The organism is Nonomuraea sp. NPDC005501, assembly GCF_040605905.1.
In the GTDB taxonomy this organism is placed as follows: domain Bacteria; phylum Actinomycetota; class Actinomycetes; order Streptosporangiales; family Streptosporangiaceae; genus Nonomuraea.
The window spans coordinates 1-20,603 of sequence record NZ_JBEXDT010000125.1; the positions used below are offsets into that span (position 1 = coordinate 1).

Below are 20,603 nucleotides of genomic sequence, written 5' to 3' on the forward strand. Positions count from 1 at the left end.
GCCGCGCCGGACGGGCGAGGCCGCGGGGGAGCGCGACGGCCACGCCCGTGGCGGCACCGGCCGCCGGCGCACCCCCGGAGCGACGACCGGGGGCCGCCCCTCCGCGCCGGGCTTCCCCGTACGGCCGGACGGCGCCAAGGAGCAGGAGGCGCGGCGGTGGTGCGACGAGAACATGAGCTGGGACGGTTTCCTGTGGCAGTCCTGCCACGCCTATGTCGACCTGGGAACGATCAGATAATCACATCACGTCATTGTACGACTACACAGAGTGAAGAATGGTGTCGGAAGGTGGACGCGACACGCCGGACGACGCGGCGAGAATGACACATCCATTTACCGGGAATCGCCGGTGGTGAATTCTCGCGAACGTGTCCGGTGAATGAGCCGCCGCCCACTCCGCCCGGATCCGGTGTTGTCGCCCTCCGTCCGGCCCCGTCTGCGTTTCCGGGGTTCGGGTGGGCGCCGTCCGGCCATACGCCGCTTCGTGGCTTTCGGCCCGGTTAACCATCGGGACAAATGCCGCGATATCCAGCAAATCCCCAGGTCGGCGGCATGGATGACGACATGACGCCGAAGGGCGGCCGTTTCCCTGCGAAAAGCGTCCTCAGCATCCCGCGTCAATCGCCTGAGAATGAGAAAGGAATTCACGGCCGGCCGCGCATTGTCGCCACCCACCGCCGGCATTTCCGGAGAAAGGGCCGATCCGGGTTCGTGGCGGGTGACAGGGCGGGGTGCAAGACTCGGTCGAGGGAAAAGCTGAACGCCGGGAGGGCAGCGTTATGGCCACATCCACCGTGCCCGCACAGGGACGATCCGTACAGGGACCATCCGCACCGGAGCCGCCCGCGCGGGAGGGCCGCGGCAGGTTCGCCGCGCGCCGGGGCCGGGGGCGCGCCCTGGCCGGGGGACGGCGCCGAGAGGAACGGTCGCCGGGGGAGCAGGCCGCGCTGTGGGCGGTGGTGTTCGTCGGCGTGCTGGTCACGTATGTGACGTTCGTGGTGGTGCTGCTGCCGCAGGGCTACAGCCTGTGGGTGGTGCTCGGCGTCGCCACCACCACGTGCGTGGTGGCCGCGCAGGTGACGCGGACCGTGACGCTGGCGCTGGCGGGTGAGGAGGTGGCCGGGGCGGCGGGGCACCGCTCGCTGCTGGGCCGGGCGCTGGCCGCCTGGATCCGCGAGGCCGTCGCCGAGGAGCAGCCCGAGCCCGGCCGCCGGGCGGAAAACGCGGTGCGTGAGCCGGGCCGGCTCAACTAGCGTCCCGTCCATGAAGTCCCCAGAACGCCTTCGCCCGCCCTTCGTCGCCGATGAGCGGACCCAGCTCGTGGGCTGGCTCGACATGCAGCGAGCCATCGTCCACTGGAAGTGCGAGGGCCTGTCGGAACAGGACGCGCACCGGCCGGTGCTGCCGGGCTCGCCGCTGATGACCATGGCCGGCGTCGTGTCGCACCTGCGCTGGGTGGAGTACACCTGGTTCGAGGTGCTGTTCCTGGGCAAGCCCGCGCAGGGGCCGCCGTTCGACGAGACGGTCGAGGACGCCGACATGCGGGTGGAGGGCGTTCCGCTGGCGCGGCTGCTGGAGGAGTACGCGCACCAGTGCGCCGTCTCCAACGAGATCGTCGCCGCGCACGGCCTGGAGGAGGTGGGCCGGCATCCGGACTTCCGGTCGGCCGCGGCGTCGTTGCGCTGGATGCTGATCCACATGGTGGAGGAGACGGGCCGCCACGCCGGTCATCTCGACGTGATCCGGGAGTTGCTCGACGGCAGCACCGGCTACTACTAGCCGAAAACTGCAACGTACTCCAAAATTGGTTTGGAGTTGATGCTTGGAGTCCGTTACTCTTCTGGGCATGGCAGAAGGTCTGCGGGAACGCAAGAAGCGGCAGACGCGGCAGCGCATCTCCGAGGTGGCCACCGCTCTGTTCGTGGAGCGCGGGTTCGACCACGTGACGATGGCCGAGGTCGCGGAGGCGGCCGAGGTGTCGGTCAACACCGTCTACAACTACTTCGGCGCCAAGGAGGACCTGGTCCTGCCGCCGGAGGAGGCCTCGCCGCAGCGGCTGGCCGACATGGTGCGGGGCCGCCCGCCGGGTCAGCCGGCCGTACGTGCCGTGCTGGAGCACCTGCGTGAGGAGGTGCGCCGGCGGGAGCGGCGGCTGGGGCTGACGGCGGGCTTCGGCCGCGTGCTGGAGATGATGCGGGCCGCCCCGACGCTGACGGCGCGCCTGGAGGATCTGGGCCGGCAGATGACCGATGAGCTGGCGGCGTGCCTGGCGCAGGAGACGGGGGCCGCGCCGGACGATCCGCTGCCGCGCGTGGTGGCCTGGCATGTGGGCTGCCTGCACGCGCTGGTGTTCTCCGAGATCGGCGGGCGTACCGCCGCGGGCGAGGATCCCGACGACATCGCGCGGGCCGTGCTGGGGCTGCTCGACGCGGCCGAAGAGGTGCTGGGCGAGCGGATGCTCGGCTATGCCGTACGACGCGGTGATGCCGCAGGAGAGGACGGGACATGTTCAGGGTGACGATCTCCGGCGCGTTCGACGGGCTGGACGAGGCGAGCCGGGCCGCGGTGCGGGAGGCGGGCGGGGCGGCCTTCACCGAGGCGGGCTCGTTCACCTTCGACGAGAGCCTGTCGGCGTTCACCTTCCGCTGCCAGGTTCCGGCGGGACAGGGCGACGGCGAGGCGGAGGCGACGCGCGGAGCCCTGGCGGCGCTGGACGCGCACGGCCACGCCTACCGGGTGCTGCGCACGGCCGTGACCGACATGCGCGACATCAAGATCCGCCGCCGCCGTCCCGCCTGACAGCCCCCTCCGATGCCGCGTGCAGGGCCTGGCACCGGCACTGCCCTGCACGCGGCTCGGGAACGCCATGCCCGGCACCCTGGATGATCGTTAGAGTGGTGAGCCGTCCCCGCCTTGGAGAAGCCGTCATGACCACCCCTGAGCAGCACACGACCTGGCGCGACGCTCGCTACGACATGCCGGTCAGTCAGCAGCTGGAGCGCTACAACACGCTGGCCGCCAGGCACGCGTCGGCTCGCGCCCGGGCGGAGCTGGTGGCCCGCGGCGTCTATGACCCCGCCCGGCACGGCGCCGAGGACCGGCCCGCGCTCACCGCGGCCGAGCACATCGAGCTGCTGGCGCTGGCGGAGTGCATCGCGCGCACCGTACGCCATCCCGCCAACGTGCATCACGCGCTGCTGGCCGGCGTCACCTGGGCCGAGATCGCCCGCGTCGTCGACTCCGACGAGCGCACCGTCCGCCGGGAGTACCAGCGCTGGGCCGACGACCAGCACGACCTGCACCGGCACGACCCTCGCCTCGGCATGACCGCCGAGGAGTACGCCGCCGCGACGGCCAGAGCCGCCGACGGCGCCGCCGAGGTGTGAACGCCCCTTTCGTCGCCGACCGCCTCGAGGAACAGGGCTACCTCGACTCCACGCCGGCTCGGATTTCCTCCGAGGGGCAAGACGCCCTGCAGCGCCTCATCGTCCACTGAAACGGCCCTGCACTCGGGTTATGCGACGAGCCCCGAAGTAGCGCTCCAGGTAACCGCTCAGTTGCGACAGCGCGGCGGACAGTGTGTCCGCCGCGCCGGCTGTGGCGAGGTTCAGCAGCAGGTCGCAGGCAAGACGTTTCCGCACTCAGCCGAAGAAGTTGTAGGCACGGTCTATCCTTCCTTCCTCCATGCTCATGACTCCGTAACCGGTGGCCAGAGGAGCCGCGGTGGAGGCATCAGGCTGGACGAGGTGCCAGGAGAACAGGGCCAGATCATGGTGGGCACTGATCACCTTGGTCACCGTGAGCATAAGGTTGCCGAGTTTCTCCTCACGTGCATGGCCTATGGCGGCTGCGATGTTGTTGCGGCCTTCGGCCGTCCAGTCGGGGTCGATGACGGTGGCGTTCTCCGTGAAGATCGCCTCGATGGTGGCGTTGCGGTGGCCGCGATCCAGGTCGTTCCATGCTGCGAAATAGGTATGGACGATGTCGTCGATGGTGTCACTCATGGTGATCTCCTAGGTGTCTGCCAAGGGGACGGCGGTTCAGTAGCCGATGGTGAAGCGTCGCTGGACGAAGCGAGGGAGTTCCGCCTCGTCGATGAGGGCGATGGCGGCGTCCTCGGAGGAGATGCGGCTGCGTCCGTCGGCGTCGACGACCGGCTGGTCGCCACCGATGCGGAACCGGCCGGTGCGCCGGCCGGGGGCGATCTCCTCCGCCGGGCTGAAGTAGGTCCAGAGCCGGTTGGACGTGCGCAGGACGTTCAGGGCGTCCCGGTGCCCGCGCACGGCGGCCGCGTACTCTCGTGGCAATCCCAGCTGGTCGAGGCTCTGGTGCAGGAGTTCGTCGGAGTCTGCTCGCGTGAGGCCGGGCTCGATCTCCAGACTGCCGGCGCCGCCGATCACGATCAGCCGGGTCCGGGGGTGGCTCTCCAGCGCCTTGATCAGCGCCCGGGCGGCGGTGGCGTAGACCGTGGGGTCGGTGATCGAGCGGGACACGGTGTCGTCGAAGTCCTGGGCGGCGTTGCCGGGCTGGTATCCGCTGATCAGGACGTCCAGCCCAGGCAGGACTGCGGCGATGCTTTCGGCGTCGAGGACGTCGACGGTCTTCCAGACGATGTTCTCTCGCTCTTCGTCGATCCGGGTGGCGTCGCGGGTGAGCGCTGTGACGTGATGTCCTCGGAGGAGGGCTTCAGTCACGACACGGCTTCCGATGCCGCCGGTGGCTCCGATGATTCCGATGTGCATGGGTCTCCCTGTTCGCTGTGTGGCGTGAGGGAACTATACGGCGTGAAGTTTTTGTACGCCAACCAGACCAGTGACACTGTAGAGTGATGGCTGTGGGAAGCACGGGAGGACGTCGCGAACGGCTGCGGGCCGAGACGACAGCGGAGATCAAGCAGGTCGCGCTCAAGCTGATGGCCACGGGCGGACCCGACGCAATCACGCTGCGGGCCATCGCTCGCGACATGGGCATGACCGCTAACGCGATCTACGGCTACTTCGCCACCCGCGACGATCTGGTCACCATGCTGATCAACGAGGTGTACACCGCGCTGGCCGACGCCGTGGATTCCGCATGGGCTGAAGCTGCTGCTGCGCATCCAGCCAGCCGGATCCAGACGTGGGCGCGAGCCTTCCGGGACTGGGCTCTCACCAATCCCGAGGGATTTCGCCTCATCTATGGCGACCCCGTGCCCGGCTACCAGGCACCCGAGGGCGGCGCCGCCCCAGACGCCGCGCATCGGGTCTGCACGGGCATCGCCGCCCTCGCGGACGCCGCCTGGCCGCACGCCGAACATCTCTACACGCACAGCGACTTCCAGTGGTCCGACTTCGACGACGGGCTTCTCGGCAAGGTCCGTCCCGCGTTTCCCGACCTGCCGCCGGCCGGCGTGGCACTTGCCCTGCGCATCTGGGGCCACCTGCATGGTCTGGTGTCGCTGGAAATCTACGGACACCTGCACACCCAGACGATCAATCCCGACAAGCTTTTCCAAGAAGAACTGACCCAGCTCGTCCGGTCACTGGGCATCGAGTCCGAGAGATGACAGCCCTCAGCACCGCCGGAGCCATTCGCAGCCCGGCGACCAGCGCCTGAGACAACGCTTTCACTGCACACCCGCAACTGCCTCCCCGTCCGCGAGCACGCGGTAGACGCCGGCCACGGACGGGTGCCGGCCCCTGTACTTGCCGGTGGGGATGACCAGCTCGGCGGCCCTGGTGTGGGCAGCCGACCAGCCGGAGCAGCGCACGGACGCCCACGAGCTGGCCCGCCACCTGGCGGAGCTGACCTTCACCCGCGACCTCGCCGGAGAGTCCCAGCGGCACTATGAGCAGGCGGCCGAGCTCGCGACCGACCCCACCGCCTCCGCGGCGATGCTCCGGCAGGCCGCGGCCGTCGCAGACTGCCGGACGATCGGTGATGACATCTACCGCCTGCGCCGCGCCCCGCACCGCCGCGCATCCGGCCTATCAGGCGATGCTGGAGATCGGCCGGGCGGCGCGCACCACGTTCGTCGCCCGTTACTTATATGACCGCGACCTTCAGCGGGAGATCGAGGAAGGGCTGAACGTGGTCGAGGCGTGGAATCGCGCCAACTCGGTGATCTGCTACGGCCGCGGCGGCGAGATCTCCACCAATCGGCGCGATGAGGTGGAGATGACGGCCCTGTGTCTTCGGATCTTGCAAGCCTCGCTCGTCATGGTGAATGTCCTGATGATTCAAGACGTTCTCGCCGATCCCGAGTGGTCCGCCCTGCTCACCCCGGTCGACCGGCGCGGACTAACTCCGCTGTTTTGGCTGCACGTCCGCCCCTACGGCGAGGTGCGCCTCGATCTGAGCGCCCGGTTGAGCATCGGCACTCTCGGCTCGCTCAGCGGCGCCTGAGTGGCCCTCAGTAGAAGATCTACCAGCGCCTGTATCCAGGCGCAGCGTGGGAGTTTGAGGCTTCAGTTCTCTCGGCGCGTGACCGTCGCCGGTACCGGATGCGACTGCTGGTCCCGCGAGGGTTGGGGTGTACCCGGATAGTCGGTCCGTGGTGAGCTGGTACCGCTCCCCACCCGCCAGGGGTGGGGAGCGCATTGATGTGGTTGCGGGGTGGGCCCGCTATCCGCCGATGTGCGGTGCTCGAGCCGCGGCGGAGCCGTCCCGGATCACCTCGCCGGTGAGGTTGCCGTTGGCTCCCGAGCCCAGAAAGACGATGAGATTGGCCACGTCGTCGGAGGTGGAGAGCCTGTGGGTGGGGGTGGCGGCGGCGAGGGCGTCGGTGACGAACGCCGGGATGTCGGGGCGGCTGTCGGTGAGGGTGAAGCCGGGCGCCACGACGTTGACCAGGATCCCGTCCCGGCCGCCGTTCCAGGCCAGGCTGCGGGCGAGCCCGTACAGGCCCGATTTGGCAGTGCCGTAAGGGCCCGGCCCGGGCAGGCCTTCCTCCGCGACGCTCGAGGAGATCAGCACGACCCGGCCCCAGCCCTTGGCGCGCATACTGGGCAGGACGGCACGGACCGTCGCCGCTGTTCCGATCAAGTTGGCGCCGATCATGGCGTCCCACTCCTGCAGCGGCACGTCCTCGAACCGCAGGCTCGGGTCGGGCGGGCCGTCGCCGCCCCAGCGCACGGCATTGGCGACGAGAACGTCGATCCCGCCCCAGCGCTCAACGACGCTCGCGACGGCGCGGTCTATGGTGGGCAGGTCTTCGAGGTCGAGTCGGACGATGTGCGCCTGCCCGCCGACGGCCTCGACGTCGGCGGCCACTTTCTCGGCGCTGTCGGGGTGGTTGCGGTAGGTGATCGCCACGCGGGCGCCTTCGCGTCCGTAGGCGCGGGCGGTCGCCGCGCCGATGCCGGTCGACGCGCCGGTGATCAGGACCACGCGGCCGCTGAGATCGGTGTTCATCGTGTGGGGTGTCCTTCTGTCTTCGCTTCGCTAACGGGCTTGGGAATGGTGGTCAGGACGGCATCTCGGCGCGCACCCGGGTCGCCAGGCTGTGCACCGCGTCGAGCGCCGCGGTGTGAGAGGCCTCGTGCTGGTCGCGGAACTGCGCGAGGAAGGGCATGACCGTGGCGTGGGTGAGTTCGGCATGGACGAACTCCACGTCGTCCAATCCGAGCACGGAGAAGTAGGAGCGCAGGTAGGGCTCCTGGAAGTCGAACTGCTCGCGGGGGGTGCCCGGCCCGTAAGCGCCGCCGCGCGCGCTCAGCACCACGGCTGACTTCCCCTTGAGCGGCAGCCAGGGCAGCGTCACGCGGTCGATCCACGCCTTGAACGCGGCGGGCACCGTGAAGTTGTACATCGGCACGCCCAGGAGCAGGACGTCGGCCGCGAGGAGCTGCTCCACCAGCGGGCGGGTGGCTGCCCAGCTCCTGGCCAGCTCGGGGGCGCCGGCGGCCACCTGGTCCATGGTCTCAATGTCGCGCACCTCGTTCACCGATGACTGGGTGGCGAGGTGGACCCGGGCCTCGTCGATGGGCGGCACCGGGTCCGCCACCAGGTCGCGGTAGGTGTAGACGCCGTCCGGGTGGGTGGTCCGCCAGTCGGCCACGAAGGTCTCGCCGAGCCTGCGGGAGAACGACTCGCTGCGTCCACTGGCGTCCAGATGCAGAAGATGCGCCACCAGATTGCCTCACATTCAAGATGGTCTGTAATCAAAATCAATATAGAGCAAGATAGTTGTGAGTCAAGAACATCTTGGCTTGCTATCATGGCAAGCATGGCCAACGCTCCCGCATCCGAAGGCCCGCCCGGCAGCGGGCTGCACCAGGACCTGCACTGGCTGTTCGCACGACTGAAGCAAGGCCTGGCCACCGCCGAGACCGCCGCGGTGCGCGAGCACGGCATGACCCTGTGGGGCTACACGGTGCTGATGGCCGTCGTCGAAGCCCCCGCCCGCACCCAGCTAGCCCTGGCCCAGGCCGTGTCGGTCGACAAGAGCAAGCTGGTCCTCATCCTCGACGAGCTGGAAGACGCCGGCCTGGTGCGCCGCCGCCCGGACCCCGCCGACCGCAGGGCCCGCATCATCGAGGCCACCCCCGAAGGCGACCGCGCCCTCAAGGCCGCCCGCGCCGACATCGAGACGATCGAGAACCAGCTCCTGGCCGACCTCGCCCCCTCAGCGCGGACCGCACTGCAGAGCGCGCTGCAACATCTCGTCGGCGAGCCCATCGCAAGAGTTGAGGACGGACGGCTACCCGAAACCGCCTGCGCACCCGACCCGGCCTGACTGCCCCTGAAGTCCCAGCACCTTGTTGATCATGTTGAGAACCGTTCGCCGGGCCGCCCACCTCGCCGGTTCTGCCAAGGTTGCATCGGCCGATGGATGGTCACCCAGGCCGCCCATGGTCGCGGCAGCCAGACCTCTCCTGGCGAGTCGCTCACGGTGACCGTCACCATGCTGGCCCCCGGCGGCCGCTCATGGTGAACACCGCGGCCAAGAACGTCGCGCTTCCAGAAGGTCCGCTGCTGGACGGATCGCTCGGCGACGACCCGCTGCAGGCCGAACCAGCGGTACTGTCCGGCGCGCTGGTCGGCTACGCCCGTGTCTCCACCGCCGGTCAGCTCCTGGACCGCCAGATGACCGCCCTCACCACGGCGGGCTGCATCCGCATCTTCGCCGACAAGAAGTCCGGTAAGACCGCCGAGCGCGAAGAACTCTGGAAAGCTCTGGACTACCTGCGGCCCGGCAACACCCTCGTGGTGCCCTCCCTGGACCGGCTGGGCCGCTCCCTGCAGGACCTCATCTCCATCGTGGCCAGCCTGCGCAAGCGCGGCATCGGCTTCCGCTCCCTGCACGAAGCACTCGACACCACCACCCCCGGCGGCCGGCTCGTCTTCCACGTCTTCGCCGCCCTGGCAGAGTTCATCCGCGAACTCATCGTCGAAGGCACCCGCGAAGGCCTGGAAGCCGCCCGCGCCCGTGGGCAGCGCCTGGGCCGTCCGCCGGCGATGACCCCCGAGCAGATCCGGCACGCCCGCGACCTGCTCACCCGCCCGGAGAACACCGTCTCCTCCATCGCCCGACTGCTCGGCGTCAGCCGCTCGACCATCTACAAGTACGTGCCCGACCTCACGACAGGCCGCCCTGCCATCGAACAACCGACACGAGCCGAGCTGGAAGCGGGAAGCTGATTCCGCAGCACAGGGCCTATTTGGCGGCTGGTGTCACGTTAGTTAACGGCACCCCGCGTTCGGCGCCGCCCAGGGCCCGCCCGGCAACGCCGTACCGCAGACGATCGCCCGAGCCGAGCGGGCGGTCGAGCTGGCCCGCCGAACCGGCGACCCGATCGCCCGGTCGGCCGCACTCGACGCGCTCACCGGCGCCCAGAGCTGGGCCGGCGACACGTTCGCCGCCGCAGCCACGGCGCGGCGCCGCATCACGCTCCTGTCATCCCTGCCGATCACACCGGCCGGCACCCACGAGCTGATCGACGCGCTCGGTATCGTCGCCGAGGCCGATCTCGGCATCGGGGATGTGCCCCCGATGGCTCTGCCTCGCCACCGAGCCCGGCCGTGACCGGCGGTGGGAGGCCACCCGCCGGTGCACCGCCACGATCGAGTACGATACGGAGGGCCACCCCGTTTACGTTCAGCGCGCCGGAGACGACATGCCCGCCACCATGCCTGACGACAGCCGCAGCCCGGCGCCGCCCGGCCGGCCCAGGCGCGCCGACGCCCGCCGCAATTACGACCGCATCCTGGCCGCGGCCGCCTCGGCCGTCGCCGAGCACGGAGCCGAGGCGTCCTTGGAGGAGATCGCCCGCCGCGCCGGCGTCGGCTCGGCGACCCTGCACCGGCACTTCCCCTCCCGGCAGCGGCTGCTGGAGGCGCTCTTCCGCGACAAGGTCGACGCCCTGTGCGCCGCCGCCCGCGACCTGGCCGGCGACCCCGACCCGGGACAGGCCCTGGTCAGCTGGCTGCACGCCGTCGCCACGCACGTCGTCACCAACCGGGGCCTGGCCGCCTCACTGCTGCACGCCGCCCACGACAGCGACCAGGGCAGCGACCACGACGGCGATCCCGTCCTCGGCGCCACCTGCCACACGATGATCGTGGACGCCGGTCAGGAGGTGCTCACCCGCGCCCGCCAGGCCGGCACCGTCCGCGCCGACGTCTCCATCACCGAGCTGCTCAGGCTGGTCAACGCCATCTGCCTGACCGTCGAGGACGAACCCGACGGCGCCGCTCAAGCCGACCGGCTGCTCGCCCTCGTCCTCGGCGGCGTACGCCTGACACCGGCGTAAAAGCACAGGCGGGGGCACCGTCGATGGGACACCGACGGCGTCGCCGCCGGTAGCCGGGTCAGTGCGCGAGCACGTCCGGAAAGCCGAACGTCGCGACCAGCGCGGGATCGTGGAACTTGATCACGCGGGAGACGCCGGTGGCGGTGGGGGCCAGCAGCACGACGCCGTCGGCTCGGAGCACGCCGTCCCCATCCCGGTGGTACACGACGGCGGCGGGCTGGCCGTTGGCTGCGGTGGCGATCATCCGCCAGTCACCCGGTGTGCCCAACACGTACGTGCCGAGCATGTGGATGCACATCGCCCGGCCCGCCTGCCATTCGCGGAACGGCGTCGCCTCCAGGGTGGCGTCCGCGCGCAGTACCTCCTCCAGCAGGCCGGCATCGGAGCGCTCGAAGGCCGCGATGTAGCCGTCGAGCAGCGCGCGTGCCCGCTGGTCGGCTGGTTCGAGCAGCTCCTCGGGCTCGGGCTCCACTTCGTCCAGCCGGGCACGGGCGCGCTGCAGACCGCTCTTGACCGCCGCCGTCGTGGTGCCGAGGATCTCCGCGGTCTCGGCCGTCGAGAACGCCAGCACCTCCCGCAGGATGCGGATCGCACGCTGGCGGGAGGGCAAATGCTGCAGGCCGGCGATGAGCGCCAGCCGCAGCGACTCGCGTTGGACCACCACCGCAGCCGGATCGTCGGCGGGCGGAGCGATCCACGCCTGCGGCAGCGGTTCCAGCCACGACACCTCGCCCGCCGCAACGGGACTCGGCGGGCGATCGGGCCCCTCGTACGGGCCTGCCAGACCCGAGGGCAGCACCCGGACCGGGCGCGGCTTCAACGCCGTCAGGCAGACGTTGGTGGCGATCTTGTAGAGCCAGGACCGCATCGACGCCCGGCCCTCGAAGCCGGAGTAGGACCGCCACGCCCGCAGATAGCTCTCCTGCACCAAGTCCTCGGCTTCGTGCGCCGAGCCGACCATGCGGTAGCAGTGCGCCAGCAGCTCCCGGCGGAACCGCTCAGTCTCGGCGGTGAACCGGTCCTGATCCGGTGCCGCAGGCCGATCCGATGTCACGCCGGGAGCCTAGTACCGCAGCGCCCAGGGGTGTGATTCATGTACCGATCAGACCTCGTCGAGCTGCAGGATCATCGCGCGGAAGGTCGCGTAGCGGGCCAGGTTCGCCGCCGCATCCTCGGCGGCGCGCCGGCCGGCCTCGGACCCGAGCGCGGCTTCCAGCGCAGCCATGTCATCCCAGTCCAGCATCACGACCATGTAGCACGGCTCGCCGATCACGGCCGCCGGGTGATGACTGCGCGTGTAACGACGCAGGCCCGGATACTGTTTCGCCAGCGGGATGTGGACCTCGCCGTAGTGACGTTCGAACGCGTCGACGTCGCACGGGGTGTCGTACATCACGACGAAGCGCGCCCTCTGCTCAGCGGCCGGGTCCACGGTTGCGGTCATCTGTTTCCACTCCTGTCATGGGAACCTCCGGTGTGCGGCGCCACCGGCTCTGAACTACTCGGGGGCTTGTCTAGGGCAGCAGGGCGAGTTTGCCGACGGTGGCCCTGGCCTCCAGCTCCGCCAGCGCTTTCGGGCCGTCGGCCAGCTCGTACACGGTCGGCATGCCGGGGGCGAGCACGCCGGCCGCGATCAGCGCGGACAACTCACCCATCAGCTCGCCGAAGATCTGCGGCGCGGCCTGGATCAGCACGCCGATGTTGAGGCCGATGAGGTGGATCTGGTGCTTGTACACCAGCTCCCAGTTGGTGATCGGGGCTTCACCGCCCGCCACGCCGTAGACGATGACCCGGCCGGTGACCCGCTTGGCCGCAGCCAGGCCGGCGGCGAAGCTGGCGCCACCGGCCGACTCCAGGACCACATCGACGCCGGACCCGCCGGTCAGCTCCTTCACCTCGGCGACGAGGTCACCGCCGACAGAGTCGAGAACGTGGTCGGCTCCCAGCGCCAGCACCGTCTCGTGCTTGCCCGGCGAGGCGGTGGCGATGACCGTCGCACCGTAGTGCTTGGCCATTCTCACCGCGGCCTGGCCCGTCGCGCCCGCCGCGGCGTGGATCAGCACAACATGCCCGGCAGCGATGCCGCCCAGAGGCTTGAGCGCGGCCAGCGCGGTGGGCCAGTTCACGACCAGCCCCAGCGCCTGCTGCTCCGTCCAGCCCGCGGGCACCGGTACCGCCCCAGCCGCGGGCAGCACCATGTACTCGGCGAAAGCGCCGGTTCCGACGCCGACGACGCGCGCCCCCGGTTGCGGGCCGGTCACCGCCTCGCCCACCGCGACGACCTCACCGGCGGCCTCGAAACCCGCCAGGTACGGTGGCCGCGGCCCGTCCAGGAAGGTGCCGTGGGCCTTGGAGATGTCGGCGAAGTTGACCCCGGCTGCGGTGACGCGGATCAGGACCTCGCCCTGGCCGGGGCTCGGCACCGGCGCGCCGGTGATCAGACGCATGTCCTGCGGGCCGTTGAGGGAAGTCTGCTGCAGCGCGCGCATGGTCGCGGGAATGCTCATTGGCGATCAGCCTTCTTTCTCGGCGTACATGAGGGAGACCGACCGGCCCGTCACGCGGGCCGCGCCTCCCACCATGTAGACCGCGGCCACCACAAAAGGAATCGGCATCACCGCGCGAGGAGTCCGGCACGCTGTGGCTGGACGGCAAGGACAACCGCCCCCGGCCCGCCCCGCCACCGGCTACCGCCGCGCGCCGGCCCGCGAAACGGAGCGGGCCGCGACGGCCGCCGCGAACGCGGAGATCACCGGGTGCGGGCGCCGCCCGTCGCCGGCCAGCTCCGGCTGGAACAGCGTGCCCAGGAAGAACGGATGCCCGGGCAGCTCGGCGACCCGCGCCATCCCGTTGAGCCCGTCCCCGCCCCGGTCGCCGTCGCCGGCATGGCCGGAGAAGACCAGCCCGTGCTCACTCAGCACGCGCTCGTAGCGCTCGCTGAGCCCGTAGGAGCAGCTGTAGGCCTCGACGGTCGAGGACGCGCCCATGATCTGCTCGATCAGCGAGCCCGGCGCCAGCCGCACCACGCCCTCGTGCCCGGCCAGCGAGCACCGCAGCGGCATGATCAGCACATCCTCCTCGTCCGCGGCGGCGGCCGGGGTGTTCTCGGCGTGGGCCACCCGCAGCCCGCACACGCCGCGCGCGTACTCCAGCAGCATGTGCTGGAACCCGCCGCACGTCCCCAGGAAGGGGATGCCGTGCTCGCGGGCGGTGCGCGCCGCGCCGACGGCCCCCTCCTCGCTGAGGTACGGGCTGCCGGGCACGACCCAGATGCCGTCGAAGGCCTCCAGGTCACGGGCGTCGGGCGTGGGAATCCAGTAGGCGTCCAGCGCGACGCCGTCGCGCTCGCGCAGCGCCTCCAGCAGCAGCGGGACGCGGGTGTGGGCGCGGACACCGGGGGAGCGGTCACCGACCAGGGCGATTCTCATGCCGTCATCGTGGCCCGCCGCCCTGCTCCAGCGCCAACGATGATGTCTGCACCTGCTATAAGCATCACTGATGGACCCTCATCTGTTGCGCACGTTCGTGGCCGTGGCCGAGGCCGGCTCCTTCTCCGCCGCCGCCGAACGCCTCGGCTACACCCAGTCCGCCGTCTCCCAGCAGATCGCCGCCCTGGAGGCGGATCTGGGGCTGCCCCTGCTGCGGCGCCGCCCCGTCGAGCCGACCGAGGCGGGCGCGCGGCTGCTGGAGCACGCCGGCCCGCTGCTGCTGCGCCTGCGCGCCGCCCGCGCCGACGTGCTGCGCACCGCCGCGCTGCCCGCCCACCGGCTCACCCTGGCCGTGGCGCCGCTGGCCCTCAACCCGGTGCTGGCCGCGCGGCTGGCGCGGGCCCGCGCCGAGCAGCCGCGCCTGCGGGTGCGGCTGCGCACCGTGGGCCGCGAGCAGGTGGCGGCCCAGGTCGCGGCGGGCGAGGCCGATCTGGGGCTCACCGACGGCATCACCGCCCCCAACGACCCGCTGCGCCTGCCGGAGGCGGGCCCCATGACGACGGTCGGGGTGTCGGATGAGGAGCTGGTGGTGGCGCTGCCGCCCGGCCATCCGCTGGCGGGCCGGGCGGGGCTGCGGCTGGCCGACCTGATCGACGCCCGCTGGCTGGCCACGCCGTTGTGCCCGCTGCGGCGGCTACGGGATCTGGTGGGCGACGGTTTCCGGGCCGCGCTGGACTACCGGGGCGACGACGTGCAGACCGTGCGCAACCTGGTGGCCGCCGGGCACGGCCTGACGCTGCTGCCCGCCTCGGCGGGGCCGGGCGTGCCGCTGGCGGCCCCCCGGCTGGTGCACCGGGTGGAGCTGCTGCACCCGGCCCTGCCGCCGGGACCGGCGGCCCGCCTGGCGGCCGCCCTGTCCCCCTGAGGGTCCCCGCGACAGCTCAGCCGCGCCCGTGCCAGCCGTCCACCCCGCCGGGAACGGGCGCGTCCGGGTCGTAGGGGACGCGGGTGAAGACGAAGGTGTTGAGGTCGAGGTGGTCGGGCGCGACCCGCAGCGTCTCACCCGCGTAGTAGCCCTCCAGCCCCACCCACGTGCCGTCCTCGCGCGGCGCGAACCGCGAGGCCCTGCCGGGCCCGTTCATCGGCGCCAGCGACAGCATCCGTCCCGGCAGCAGCCGCAGCACGTACGGGGACGGCCCCCAATGCCACACCCCGGTCAGCGCCAGCAGCTCCGGCTCGGCGGGGCAGGCACGCCATTCCCGCGGCAGCCGCGGCTCGTGCTCGGCCAGGATGTCCAGCAGGTCCAGCGGCAGCGACCGGCTCACGCCGGAGGTGACGTTGGCCAGGTACAGCACGCCGACCCGCTCGGCCGGGTCGGCCCACACCGTGGCCAGGAACCCGGGCATCGACCCGGTGTGCCCGGCCAGGCGCCGCCCGGCGTGCCGGGTCAGTTGCAGGCCCAGGCCGTAACCGCTGCTCCAGGCGTCGCCGTCGTCGACGGTGGCCGGCTCGCGCATCTCCGCCAGCGTGGCGGGCGCCAGCACGCCGCCGGTGTCGCCGGCCACGAACGCCGCCCACCTGGCCAGGTCGGCGGCCGACGACCACAGCTGCCCGGCCGGCCCCATCGCCCCGGCGTCGTGCTCCGGCTCACGCAGCAGCACGTCGGCGTACGGGTGGACGGCGTAGCCGGTGGCGTGCGGCTTCCTCGGCCGGGCGGTGGTGGCCTCCATGCCCAGCGGCGTCAGGATCTCCTCCTGTACGGCCCGCAGCCACGGGACGCCGCGCAGCCGGGCGACCAGCTCGCCCAGCAGCGCGTAGCCGACGTTGCTGTAGTGGTAGCGGCGGCCGGGCCGGTGCTTGAGGTCGCCGGCCGACAGCCGGCCCAGCAGCGCCTCCGGCGGCAGGCCGGGGGTGCGCTCCCACCAGGCGGTGGGCGGCTCGGCGCTCAGCCCGCCGGTGTGCGACAGCAGCTGCGCGATCGTCACCTCACCGATCGGCGCCTCGGGCACGTGCTTGCCGACGGGGTCGAGCAGGTCCAGGCGCCCCTCGTCGCGCAGCCGCATGACGGCCACGGCCACCAGCGACTTGGTGATCGACCCCAGCCGGTACTGGGTCGCGTCGGTGGGCGGCGAACCCTCTCCACCGCTGTTGATGGGGCTCTCGCCGTCGATGCGGCCGCGCGCCCCGAACCAGGCCGTCCGGCCGTCGCGGACGATGGCCGCCACGATCGACGGCACCCGGTTGCGGGACTGGTCCTCGGCCAGACGCCGCAGCAACGCCCGCCCGGCCGCCGATCCCACCGCCGATCCGGCCGCCCCATGTCCGGAGCCGGTGTGGTCGTCCGCCGAGGGGTGGGCCGAAAGACCGAGCGTGTCGTCCATGACCGTCCACCCTACCGGCCGGTCCGCCGCCCGGAAGGAGATCAGCCCAGGCCCCGATCACCTCCGCCTGAGCCGGCCGGCCGGCGGATACCGTCCGCCGTGTGCCGACAGGTCGGCGCCGACCTGGACGCCGGTGGCGATGTGGCGGGCGCTGGAGAGCGAGGCCGGTCCGCGCGAGGAGGCCAAGGCTGAGCACCTGGCCGGCCGGGTCAGGTATCGCCGCACATCAAAGGCCTAGGTCGTGATCAGTGAGGCGGTCAGGTGGTCGCGGAAGCGGCGGGCCGCCTCGGACACGTAGGCCCCCTCCCGCCAGACCAGCCAAAGGACCCGCTCGGCGCCGGGAGCGGCCAGCGGTACGGGCGAGAACGGCGCCCGCGAGGCCGCCAGCGGCGAGCGGAGGTACCAGGCGGGGCCGAACCCCACTCCGAGCCCGGCGCTGACCATCTCGATGGCCGTGGTGGCCTCGTCGATCTCGCAGGCGACCACCAGTTCCAGCCCGGCCTCGGAGAAAAGCCGCTCGGCCAGCGTGCGCTGCCAGATCCCCGGCCGGGTGGTGACGACGGGTTCGCCCGCGAGGTCGGCCATGGCCACCTCCCGCCGGCCGGCGAGCCGGTGCCCGAGCGGCACGGCGAGCAGGATCTCCTCGCGCAGGAGTTCCTCATGGACGAGCCCCGGCCCGTCGAGCACCTCGGAGGCCAGGCAGAAGTCGACCTGTCCCTCGCTCAGCCGCTCCGTCATGACCTCCGGGTTCGCCTGGAAGAGACGTACGGCGATGCCTGGATGCTCGGCGATGAAGCTCTTGACCGGTTCGGTGACCGTGAGCAGCGTCTCCGAGGCGAGCGAGACGCTGCCGCGGGCCAGCCCGGCGGCGTCGGCGAGTTCGCGCCTGGCGTCGTCCAGCTCGGCCAGGGCCCTGTTCACCCGGCGCAGGAATGCGGCGCCGAACCGGTTGAGGCGGATCCGCCTGCCGTGCCTGTCGAACAGGGGCACGCCCAGGTCGGACTCCAGGCGCGCGATGGTCCGGCTGAGCGAGGGCTGCGCGACGCGGAGTTCCTCGGCCGCCCTGCTGATGTGCTCATGGCGCGCCACAGCCTGGAAGTAGCGCAGCGACAGCAGATCCATTATGCCTCTACAGCTATGAAGATATGGAGAAACCGGTCTTGGACAGCATATAGGGGACCTTCTAGAGTCATCCACGAGAATTCAATCGTTGGAGGTTTCGTGCCCTTCGGGTATCTGTTCCCTGTGGCGCTCGCCGCTGTCGGCACGCTGTTCGCACTGCGGCCGGTGCCGTTCTCACGCCCGCTCGGCCGTACGAGCTACTACTTCGGCCTGGCCGCCAACGAGCTGCCGTTCGCGGCCTTGTTGTGGATGCTGCTGTTCCCGACGGCGCTGGCGATCACCGATGGTGACATCGACTCGGCGGGCGGCTGGGCGATCGTCGCCGTGGCCGCCGTGACCGCGATCGGGCTCGCAGTCATCGCCTACCGCGGGCTGGGCGAGCGGGGCAGGATCGAGCGCGCCATGACAGAAGGGCTGGGCGCCGACTGGCGTGCCGCCATCGACGCCGACCTCGGCGCTGGACTGCGGCGTCGTCGCCCGTGGGCCCGCATCCTGCTGCTGCCCATCGTCAAGCGCCGGCTGGATGTCCGGCGCGTGGCCAACCTCTCCTACGGCGACGCGGGCCGCCGAAACCTGCTCGACCTCTACCACCACCGCTCGCGCCCGCAAGGCGCACCCGTGATGATCCACCTGCACGGCGGCGGCTACTCCGGCGGCCACAAGAACAGCCAGTCGCTTCCCCTGCTCTACCACCTCGCCGGCCGGGGATGGGTGTGCATCAGCGCCAACTACCGGCTACGGCCCCAGGCTCAGCACCCGGACCACCTGATCGACCTCAAGAAGATCATCGCCTGGGTGCGCGAGCACGCCCACGAGTACGGCGCCGACCCCTCGACGGTGTTCGTCGCGGGCAGCTCGGCGGGCGGGCACATGGCGGCGCTGGCCGCGCTCACCCAGAACGATCCCGCCTTCCAGCCGGGCTTCGAGGACGCCGACACCACCGTGACCGGCGCCATCTACCTGAACGGCTGGTACGGCACCTACTTCGGCCAGGGACCCGAATCCTCGCCGCTGGCCCACATCACACCGGACGCACCGCCGTTCCTCGTGGCCCACGGCGACCTGGACCCGCAGGTGCCCGCGGCCGATGCCCGGCACTTCGCCGACCGGCTACGCCAGACCTCGGCCGCCCCCGTCGTCTACGCCGAACTACGCGGCGGCAACCACGCCTTCGACCTGTACCACTCGGTCCGCTTCGAGGCGGTCGTCGACGCCATCGAGGGCTTCACCGCCTGGGTGAGAACACGGGAAAGAAGAGCCGTGGCCGGCCAGCCGGGACCCCGGCCGACGGGACTTCCGTTGATCCCCGACGCCGCGGTCAACGCGGCGCAGCGGCGTCGAACACGTCCAGAATGACCTTGGTGGCGTCCAGCTCCCGGCTGGTCGAGCCGAGCCGCCGCACCTCGATCGGCCCCGGCCAGGTGTGACCGGCGCCGCGCAACGTGTACAGCCGCACCGACGCGCCGCCGCGACAGCCCGTCCAGCGGCGCAGCCGCACCCCCGGCGCCGGCGCCGAGACGACGTCGCCGGTGCAGCCCAGCGCCCGCGCCCATCCCTTCGCGCTGTCCTGCACCGGGGGCAGCACCACCAGCCGCGCCAGGCCGCGCCGCTCGGAGGAGTTCTGGAACGGATGGCCGCCCTCGTAGGGGACGACCTGGTCGGCGGTGCCGTGGAAGGCCAGCAGGGTCAGGGGCGCGGGACGCTCGCACGGCGGCACGATGCTCAGCCCGGCCACCGCCGCGACCCCGGCCAGCCGGCCGTTCATGGCGCAGGCCAGCGCGGCGGACATGCCGGCGCCGAACGACATCCCGGCCGCGAACACCCGGCGCCGGTCCACGCACGCCCCCCGCTCCACCCGCTCCAGCAACGCCGTCAGGAAGCCGGTGTCGTCGGGTCCGTAGGCGTGCGGCAGCGTCCAGCCGATCCGCCCCTCGGCGGTCTGCGGGGTGATGACGAGGTAGCCGCGCCTGGCCCCCTCGCGGGGCAGGCGGCTGTAGGCGGCCTGCTGGGCGGCGTCGGAGCCCAGGCCGTGCAGGTCGAGCAGGACGGGGTGGGGGCCGCGCCCGCGCGGCAGCGCCAGCAGGTACACGCGCCGCAGCCCGCCGTAGTCGATGGTGTTGCGGCCCTGGCGCAGCGCGGGCCCGCCGCCCGCGCACCCGCCGCCGGCCGTCGCGCTCACCCCGGGGGAGGCGGCGGCGGACAACGACGGCGAGGACGACGGAGTGGGGGACGTGCGCGAGGGGGAGGGCGACGCGGACGGGTCACCGCCGCCGCCCGAACACCCCGCCGCCACCAGCAGCGCCCCGCACAGCAGCGCGCTGCCGAACCGCCGCAGACGGCCGGCCCGCGAGCGCCGCCTGCCAGGATCTGCGTCCATGACACCCCCCTCCTCGTGATCCTGCCACCCCGGCCCCCACGCCACGCGTAAGGCTGGGGTGGCGACACTCAGCCGTTCGCCTCGATCCACAGCCGGACCGCCAGGACCAGGCCGACCAGGGCCGCCAACCGGCGCACGACAGCGGCCGGCAACCGCCGGGCCAGGCGCGGGCCGAGGGTGGCGCCGGCGAACATGCCCGCCCCCAGCGGCACGACGGCCGCCCACTCCACGGCCCCGAACACGGTGAACGCCGCGGCCGAGACGAGCGCGGAAGCGCCGATCAACATGTTCTTCAGGGCGTTGGCGGTGGGCAGCCGCGGCTCGGCGGTGATCAGCAGCAGGGCGAGGATCATGACGCCGGACCCGGCGCCGAAGTAGCCGTTGTACACCGACATCACCAGCAGCACGCCAGGCAGCGCCACGGCGCCCGCGCCCGGCCGGCGGCCGCGGCGGCGCCGTTCGTGGAATCGCTGCTGGCCTTTCCCATCGGTCCGGTCCTGGGCGGCTGGCTGCTGAACCATTTCTGGTGGGGCTCGGTCTTCCTCATCAACATCCCCGTCGT

Annotated in this window: 27 protein-coding genes; 15 read left to right on the forward strand and 12 right to left on the reverse strand. The window is 71.6% G+C overall.

What is annotated here, in order from left to right; translation table 11 throughout:
• The 6 genes from ABZS51_RS38090 to ABZS51_RS38115 form a co-directional block, all read left to right on the forward strand.
• Window positions 1–238 (forward strand): hypothetical protein (locus ABZS51_RS38090; protein WP_355451836.1); only part of this gene is annotated, 238 nt, incomplete at its 5' end.
• A gap of 541 nt (window positions 239–779) precedes the next feature.
• Complete coding sequence (locus tag ABZS51_RS38095; RefSeq protein ID WP_355451839.1) at window positions 780–1,253, forward strand: hypothetical protein; 474 nt, start codon at window positions 780–782, stop codon at window positions 1,251–1,253.
• Between the two features lie 10 nt (window positions 1,254–1,263).
• Window positions 1,264–1,779: a DinB family protein gene (locus ABZS51_RS38100; RefSeq protein ID WP_355451842.1), complete on the forward strand. Its 516-nt coding sequence runs from the start codon at window positions 1,264–1,266 to the stop codon at window positions 1,777–1,779.
• A gap of 67 nt (window positions 1,780–1,846) precedes the next feature.
• Window positions 1,847–2,518, forward strand: a complete 672-nt coding sequence (locus ABZS51_RS38105; protein WP_355451845.1) for a TetR/AcrR family transcriptional regulator — start codon at window positions 1,847–1,849, stop codon at window positions 2,516–2,518.
• Entirely contained in the window at window positions 2,506–2,799 is a 294-nt protein-coding gene (locus tag ABZS51_RS38110; protein ID WP_355451848.1) for a DUF6204 family protein, read from the forward strand. Before ABZS51_RS38105 ends, ABZS51_RS38110 begins: the two co-directional genes overlap by 13 nt.
• A gap of 128 nt (window positions 2,800–2,927) precedes the next feature.
• A complete protein-coding gene (locus ABZS51_RS38115; RefSeq protein ID WP_355451851.1) occupies window positions 2,928–3,386 on the forward strand; it encodes a hypothetical protein in 459 nt (152 codons plus the stop codon).
• A 255-nt stretch (window positions 3,387–3,641) separates the two neighbouring features.
• Here ABZS51_RS38115 and ABZS51_RS38120 read toward each other — a convergent pair whose 3' ends face one another.
• Together ABZS51_RS38120 and ABZS51_RS38125 are read right to left on the reverse strand one after the other, a co-directional pair.
• Entirely contained in the window at window positions 3,642–4,004 is a 363-nt protein-coding gene (locus tag ABZS51_RS38120) for a nuclear transport factor 2 family protein (RefSeq protein ID WP_355451854.1), read from the reverse strand.
• Between the two features lie 36 nt (window positions 4,005–4,040).
• Window positions 4,041–4,742, reverse strand: a complete 702-nt coding sequence (locus ABZS51_RS38125) for an NAD(P)H-binding protein (RefSeq protein WP_355451857.1) — start codon at window positions 4,740–4,742, stop codon at window positions 4,041–4,043.
• Between the two features lie 86 nt (window positions 4,743–4,828).
• Between ABZS51_RS38125 and ABZS51_RS38130 the strand changes: the two genes are divergently transcribed.
• The 3 genes from ABZS51_RS38130 (at window position 4,829) to ABZS51_RS38140 (ending at window position 6,384) form a co-directional block, all read left to right on the forward strand.
• A complete protein-coding gene (locus ABZS51_RS38130) occupies window positions 4,829–5,545 on the forward strand; it encodes a TetR/AcrR family transcriptional regulator (protein ID WP_355451860.1) in 717 nt (238 codons plus the stop codon).
• A 151-nt stretch (window positions 5,546–5,696) separates the two neighbouring features.
• Window positions 5,697–6,032 carry a hypothetical protein gene (locus tag ABZS51_RS38135; RefSeq protein WP_355451863.1) on the forward strand — a complete coding sequence of 112 codons (336 nt, stop codon included), beginning with the start codon at window positions 5,697–5,699 and terminating at the stop codon, window positions 6,030–6,032.
• Window positions 5,977–6,384: a Tn3 family transposase gene (locus ABZS51_RS38140; protein ID WP_355451866.1), complete on the forward strand. Its 408-nt coding sequence runs from the start codon at window positions 5,977–5,979 to the stop codon at window positions 6,382–6,384. The genes ABZS51_RS38135 and ABZS51_RS38140 overlap by 56 nt, the downstream gene beginning before the upstream one ends.
• Before the next feature lie 219 nt (window positions 6,385–6,603).
• Here ABZS51_RS38140 and ABZS51_RS38145 read toward each other — a convergent pair whose 3' ends face one another.
• Both ABZS51_RS38145 and ABZS51_RS38150 read right to left on the reverse strand, forming a co-directional pair.
• Window positions 6,604–7,392, reverse strand: coding sequence for an SDR family NAD(P)-dependent oxidoreductase (locus ABZS51_RS38145; RefSeq protein WP_355451869.1), 789 nt, complete (start codon window positions 7,390–7,392; stop codon window positions 6,604–6,606).
• 52 nt (window positions 7,393–7,444) lie between these two features.
• Entirely contained in the window at window positions 7,445–8,110 is a 666-nt protein-coding gene (locus ABZS51_RS38150) for an NAD(P)H-dependent oxidoreductase (RefSeq protein WP_355451872.1), read from the reverse strand.
• Between the two features lie 96 nt (window positions 8,111–8,206).
• Here ABZS51_RS38150 and ABZS51_RS38155 point away from each other — a divergent pair, with 96 nt between their 5' ends.
• The 3 genes from ABZS51_RS38155 (at window position 8,207) to ABZS51_RS38165 (ending at window position 10,733) form a co-directional block, all read left to right on the forward strand.
• The gene (locus ABZS51_RS38155; RefSeq protein WP_355451875.1) at window positions 8,207–8,716 is read left to right on the forward strand and encodes a MarR family winged helix-turn-helix transcriptional regulator; all 510 of its coding nucleotides are present in this window, start codon (window positions 8,207–8,209) and stop codon (window positions 8,714–8,716) included.
• Window positions 8,717–8,907: 191 nt separating this feature from the next.
• On the forward strand, window positions 8,908–9,621 hold the full coding sequence (locus ABZS51_RS38160; protein WP_355451878.1) for a recombinase family protein: 714 nt from the start codon (window positions 8,908–8,910) through the stop codon (window positions 9,619–9,621).
• A 476-nt stretch (window positions 9,622–10,097) separates the two neighbouring features.
• A complete protein-coding gene (locus ABZS51_RS38165) occupies window positions 10,098–10,733 on the forward strand; it encodes a TetR/AcrR family transcriptional regulator (protein ID WP_355451880.1) in 636 nt (211 codons plus the stop codon).
• A 58-nt stretch (window positions 10,734–10,791) separates the two neighbouring features.
• Here ABZS51_RS38165 and ABZS51_RS38170 read toward each other — a convergent pair whose 3' ends face one another.
• The 4 genes from ABZS51_RS38170 to ABZS51_RS38185 all read right to left on the reverse strand — a co-directional run bounded on the left by ABZS51_RS38170 (window position 10,792) and on the right by ABZS51_RS38185 (window position 14,161).
• Complete coding sequence (locus ABZS51_RS38170) at window positions 10,792–11,787, reverse strand: RNA polymerase subunit sigma-70 (RefSeq protein ID WP_355451883.1); 996 nt, start codon at window positions 11,785–11,787, stop codon at window positions 10,792–10,794.
• Window positions 11,788–11,835: 48 nt separating this feature from the next.
• Window positions 11,836–12,177, reverse strand: a complete 342-nt coding sequence (locus ABZS51_RS38175; RefSeq protein WP_355451887.1) for an EthD family reductase — start codon at window positions 12,175–12,177, stop codon at window positions 11,836–11,838.
• A 70-nt stretch (window positions 12,178–12,247) separates the two neighbouring features.
• Window positions 12,248–13,240: a zinc-binding dehydrogenase gene (locus ABZS51_RS38180; protein ID WP_355451890.1), complete on the reverse strand. Its 993-nt coding sequence runs from the start codon at window positions 13,238–13,240 to the stop codon at window positions 12,248–12,250.
• Between the two features lie 180 nt (window positions 13,241–13,420).
• Window positions 13,421–14,161, reverse strand: a complete 741-nt coding sequence (locus tag ABZS51_RS38185; protein ID WP_355451893.1) for a hypothetical protein — start codon at window positions 14,159–14,161, stop codon at window positions 13,421–13,423.
• 70 nt (window positions 14,162–14,231) lie between these two features.
• Here ABZS51_RS38185 and ABZS51_RS38190 point away from each other — a divergent pair, with 70 nt between their 5' ends.
• Window positions 14,232–15,086, forward strand: coding sequence for a LysR family transcriptional regulator (locus ABZS51_RS38190; protein WP_355451895.1), 855 nt, complete (start codon window positions 14,232–14,234; stop codon window positions 15,084–15,086).
• A 16-nt stretch (window positions 15,087–15,102) separates the two neighbouring features.
• On the opposite strand, the gene ABZS51_RS38195 is transcribed toward ABZS51_RS38190, so the two are convergent.
• Entirely contained in the window at window positions 15,103–16,542 is a 1,440-nt protein-coding gene (locus ABZS51_RS38195) for a serine hydrolase domain-containing protein (protein ID WP_355451898.1), read from the reverse strand.
• Here ABZS51_RS38195 and ABZS51_RS38200 point away from each other — a divergent pair.
• Entirely contained in the window at window positions 16,541–16,780 is a 240-nt protein-coding gene (locus ABZS51_RS38200; protein ID WP_355451901.1) for a hypothetical protein, read from the forward strand. The two genes, ABZS51_RS38195 and ABZS51_RS38200, sit on opposite strands and share 2 nt — an antisense overlap.
• On the opposite strand, the gene ABZS51_RS38205 is transcribed toward ABZS51_RS38200, so the two are convergent.
• Window positions 16,777–17,664, reverse strand: coding sequence for a LysR substrate-binding domain-containing protein (locus ABZS51_RS38205; protein ID WP_355451904.1), 888 nt, complete (start codon window positions 17,662–17,664; stop codon window positions 16,777–16,779). The genes ABZS51_RS38200 and ABZS51_RS38205 overlap by 4 nt on opposite strands.
• Window positions 17,665–17,763: 99 nt before the next feature.
• Between ABZS51_RS38205 and ABZS51_RS38210 the strand changes: the two genes are divergently transcribed.
• Window positions 17,764–19,020: an alpha/beta hydrolase gene (locus ABZS51_RS38210; protein WP_355451907.1), complete on the forward strand. Its 1,257-nt coding sequence runs from the start codon at window positions 17,764–17,766 to the stop codon at window positions 19,018–19,020.
• Here ABZS51_RS38210 and ABZS51_RS38215 read toward each other — a convergent pair.
• The gene (locus ABZS51_RS38215) at window positions 18,983–20,041 is read right to left on the reverse strand and encodes a PHB depolymerase family esterase (protein ID WP_355451910.1); all 1,059 of its coding nucleotides are present in this window, start codon (window positions 20,039–20,041) and stop codon (window positions 18,983–18,985) included. The two genes, ABZS51_RS38210 and ABZS51_RS38215, sit on opposite strands and share 38 nt — an antisense overlap.
• A 68-nt stretch (window positions 20,042–20,109) precedes the next feature.
• Window positions 20,110–20,562: a sulfite exporter TauE/SafE family protein gene (locus ABZS51_RS38220; RefSeq protein WP_355451913.1), complete on the reverse strand. Its 453-nt coding sequence runs from the start codon at window positions 20,560–20,562 to the stop codon at window positions 20,110–20,112.
• Window positions 20,563–20,603: the final 41 nt, after the last annotated feature.

Coding starts and splice junctions, on each gene's coding strand:
- ABZS51_RS38125 (WP_355451857.1), bottom strand. CDS start 4,742: ATGCACATCGGAATCATCGGAGCCACCGGCGGCATCGGAAGCCGTGTC.
- ABZS51_RS38185 (WP_355451893.1), bottom strand. CDS start 14,161: ATGAGAATCGCCCTGGTCGGTGACCGCTCCCCCGGTGTCCGCGCCCAC.
- ABZS51_RS38200 (WP_355451901.1), top strand. CDS start 16,541: ATGACCGTCCACCCTACCGGCCGGTCCGCCGCCCGGAAGGAGATCAGC.
- ABZS51_RS38140 (WP_355451866.1), top strand. CDS start 5,977: ATGCTGGAGATCGGCCGGGCGGCGCGCACCACGTTCGTCGCCCGTTAC.
- ABZS51_RS38120 (WP_355451854.1), bottom strand. CDS start 4,004: ATGAGTGACACCATCGACGACATCGTCCATACCTATTTCGCAGCATGG.
- ABZS51_RS38205 (WP_355451904.1), bottom strand. CDS start 17,664: ATGGATCTGCTGTCGCTGCGCTACTTCCAGGCTGTGGCGCGCCATGAG.
- ABZS51_RS38195 (WP_355451898.1), bottom strand. CDS start 16,542: ATGGACGACACGCTCGGTCTTTCGGCCCACCCCTCGGCGGACGACCAC.
- ABZS51_RS38180 (WP_355451890.1), bottom strand. CDS start 13,240: ATGAGCATTCCCGCGACCATGCGCGCGCTGCAGCAGACTTCCCTCAAC.
- ABZS51_RS38165 (WP_355451880.1), top strand. CDS start 10,098: ATGCCCGCCACCATGCCTGACGACAGCCGCAGCCCGGCGCCGCCCGGC.
- ABZS51_RS38095 (WP_355451839.1), top strand. CDS start 780: ATGGCCACATCCACCGTGCCCGCACAGGGACGATCCGTACAGGGACCA.
- ABZS51_RS38110 (WP_355451848.1), top strand. CDS start 2,506: ATGTTCAGGGTGACGATCTCCGGCGCGTTCGACGGGCTGGACGAGGCG.
- ABZS51_RS38175 (WP_355451887.1), bottom strand. CDS start 12,177: ATGACCGCAACCGTGGACCCGGCCGCTGAGCAGAGGGCGCGCTTCGTC.
- ABZS51_RS38215 (WP_355451910.1), bottom strand. CDS start 20,041: ATGGACGCAGATCCTGGCAGGCGGCGCTCGCGGGCCGGCCGTCTGCGG.
- ABZS51_RS38220 (WP_355451913.1), bottom strand. CDS start 20,562: ATGGTTCAGCAGCCAGCCGCCCAGGACCGGACCGATGGGAAAGGCCAG.
- ABZS51_RS38190 (WP_355451895.1), top strand. CDS start 14,232: ATGGACCCTCATCTGTTGCGCACGTTCGTGGCCGTGGCCGAGGCCGGC.
- ABZS51_RS38105 (WP_355451845.1), top strand. CDS start 1,847: ATGGCAGAAGGTCTGCGGGAACGCAAGAAGCGGCAGACGCGGCAGCGC.
- ABZS51_RS38115 (WP_355451851.1), top strand. CDS start 2,928: ATGACCACCCCTGAGCAGCACACGACCTGGCGCGACGCTCGCTACGAC.
- ABZS51_RS38100 (WP_355451842.1), top strand. CDS start 1,264: ATGAAGTCCCCAGAACGCCTTCGCCCGCCCTTCGTCGCCGATGAGCGG.
- ABZS51_RS38155 (WP_355451875.1), top strand. CDS start 8,207: ATGGCCAACGCTCCCGCATCCGAAGGCCCGCCCGGCAGCGGGCTGCAC.
- ABZS51_RS38135 (WP_355451863.1), top strand. CDS start 5,697: ATGACCAGCTCGGCGGCCCTGGTGTGGGCAGCCGACCAGCCGGAGCAG.
- ABZS51_RS38160 (WP_355451878.1), top strand. CDS start 8,908: ATGGTGAACACCGCGGCCAAGAACGTCGCGCTTCCAGAAGGTCCGCTG.
- ABZS51_RS38145 (WP_355451869.1), bottom strand. CDS start 7,392: ATGAACACCGATCTCAGCGGCCGCGTGGTCCTGATCACCGGCGCGTCG.
- ABZS51_RS38130 (WP_355451860.1), top strand. CDS start 4,829: ATGGCTGTGGGAAGCACGGGAGGACGTCGCGAACGGCTGCGGGCCGAG.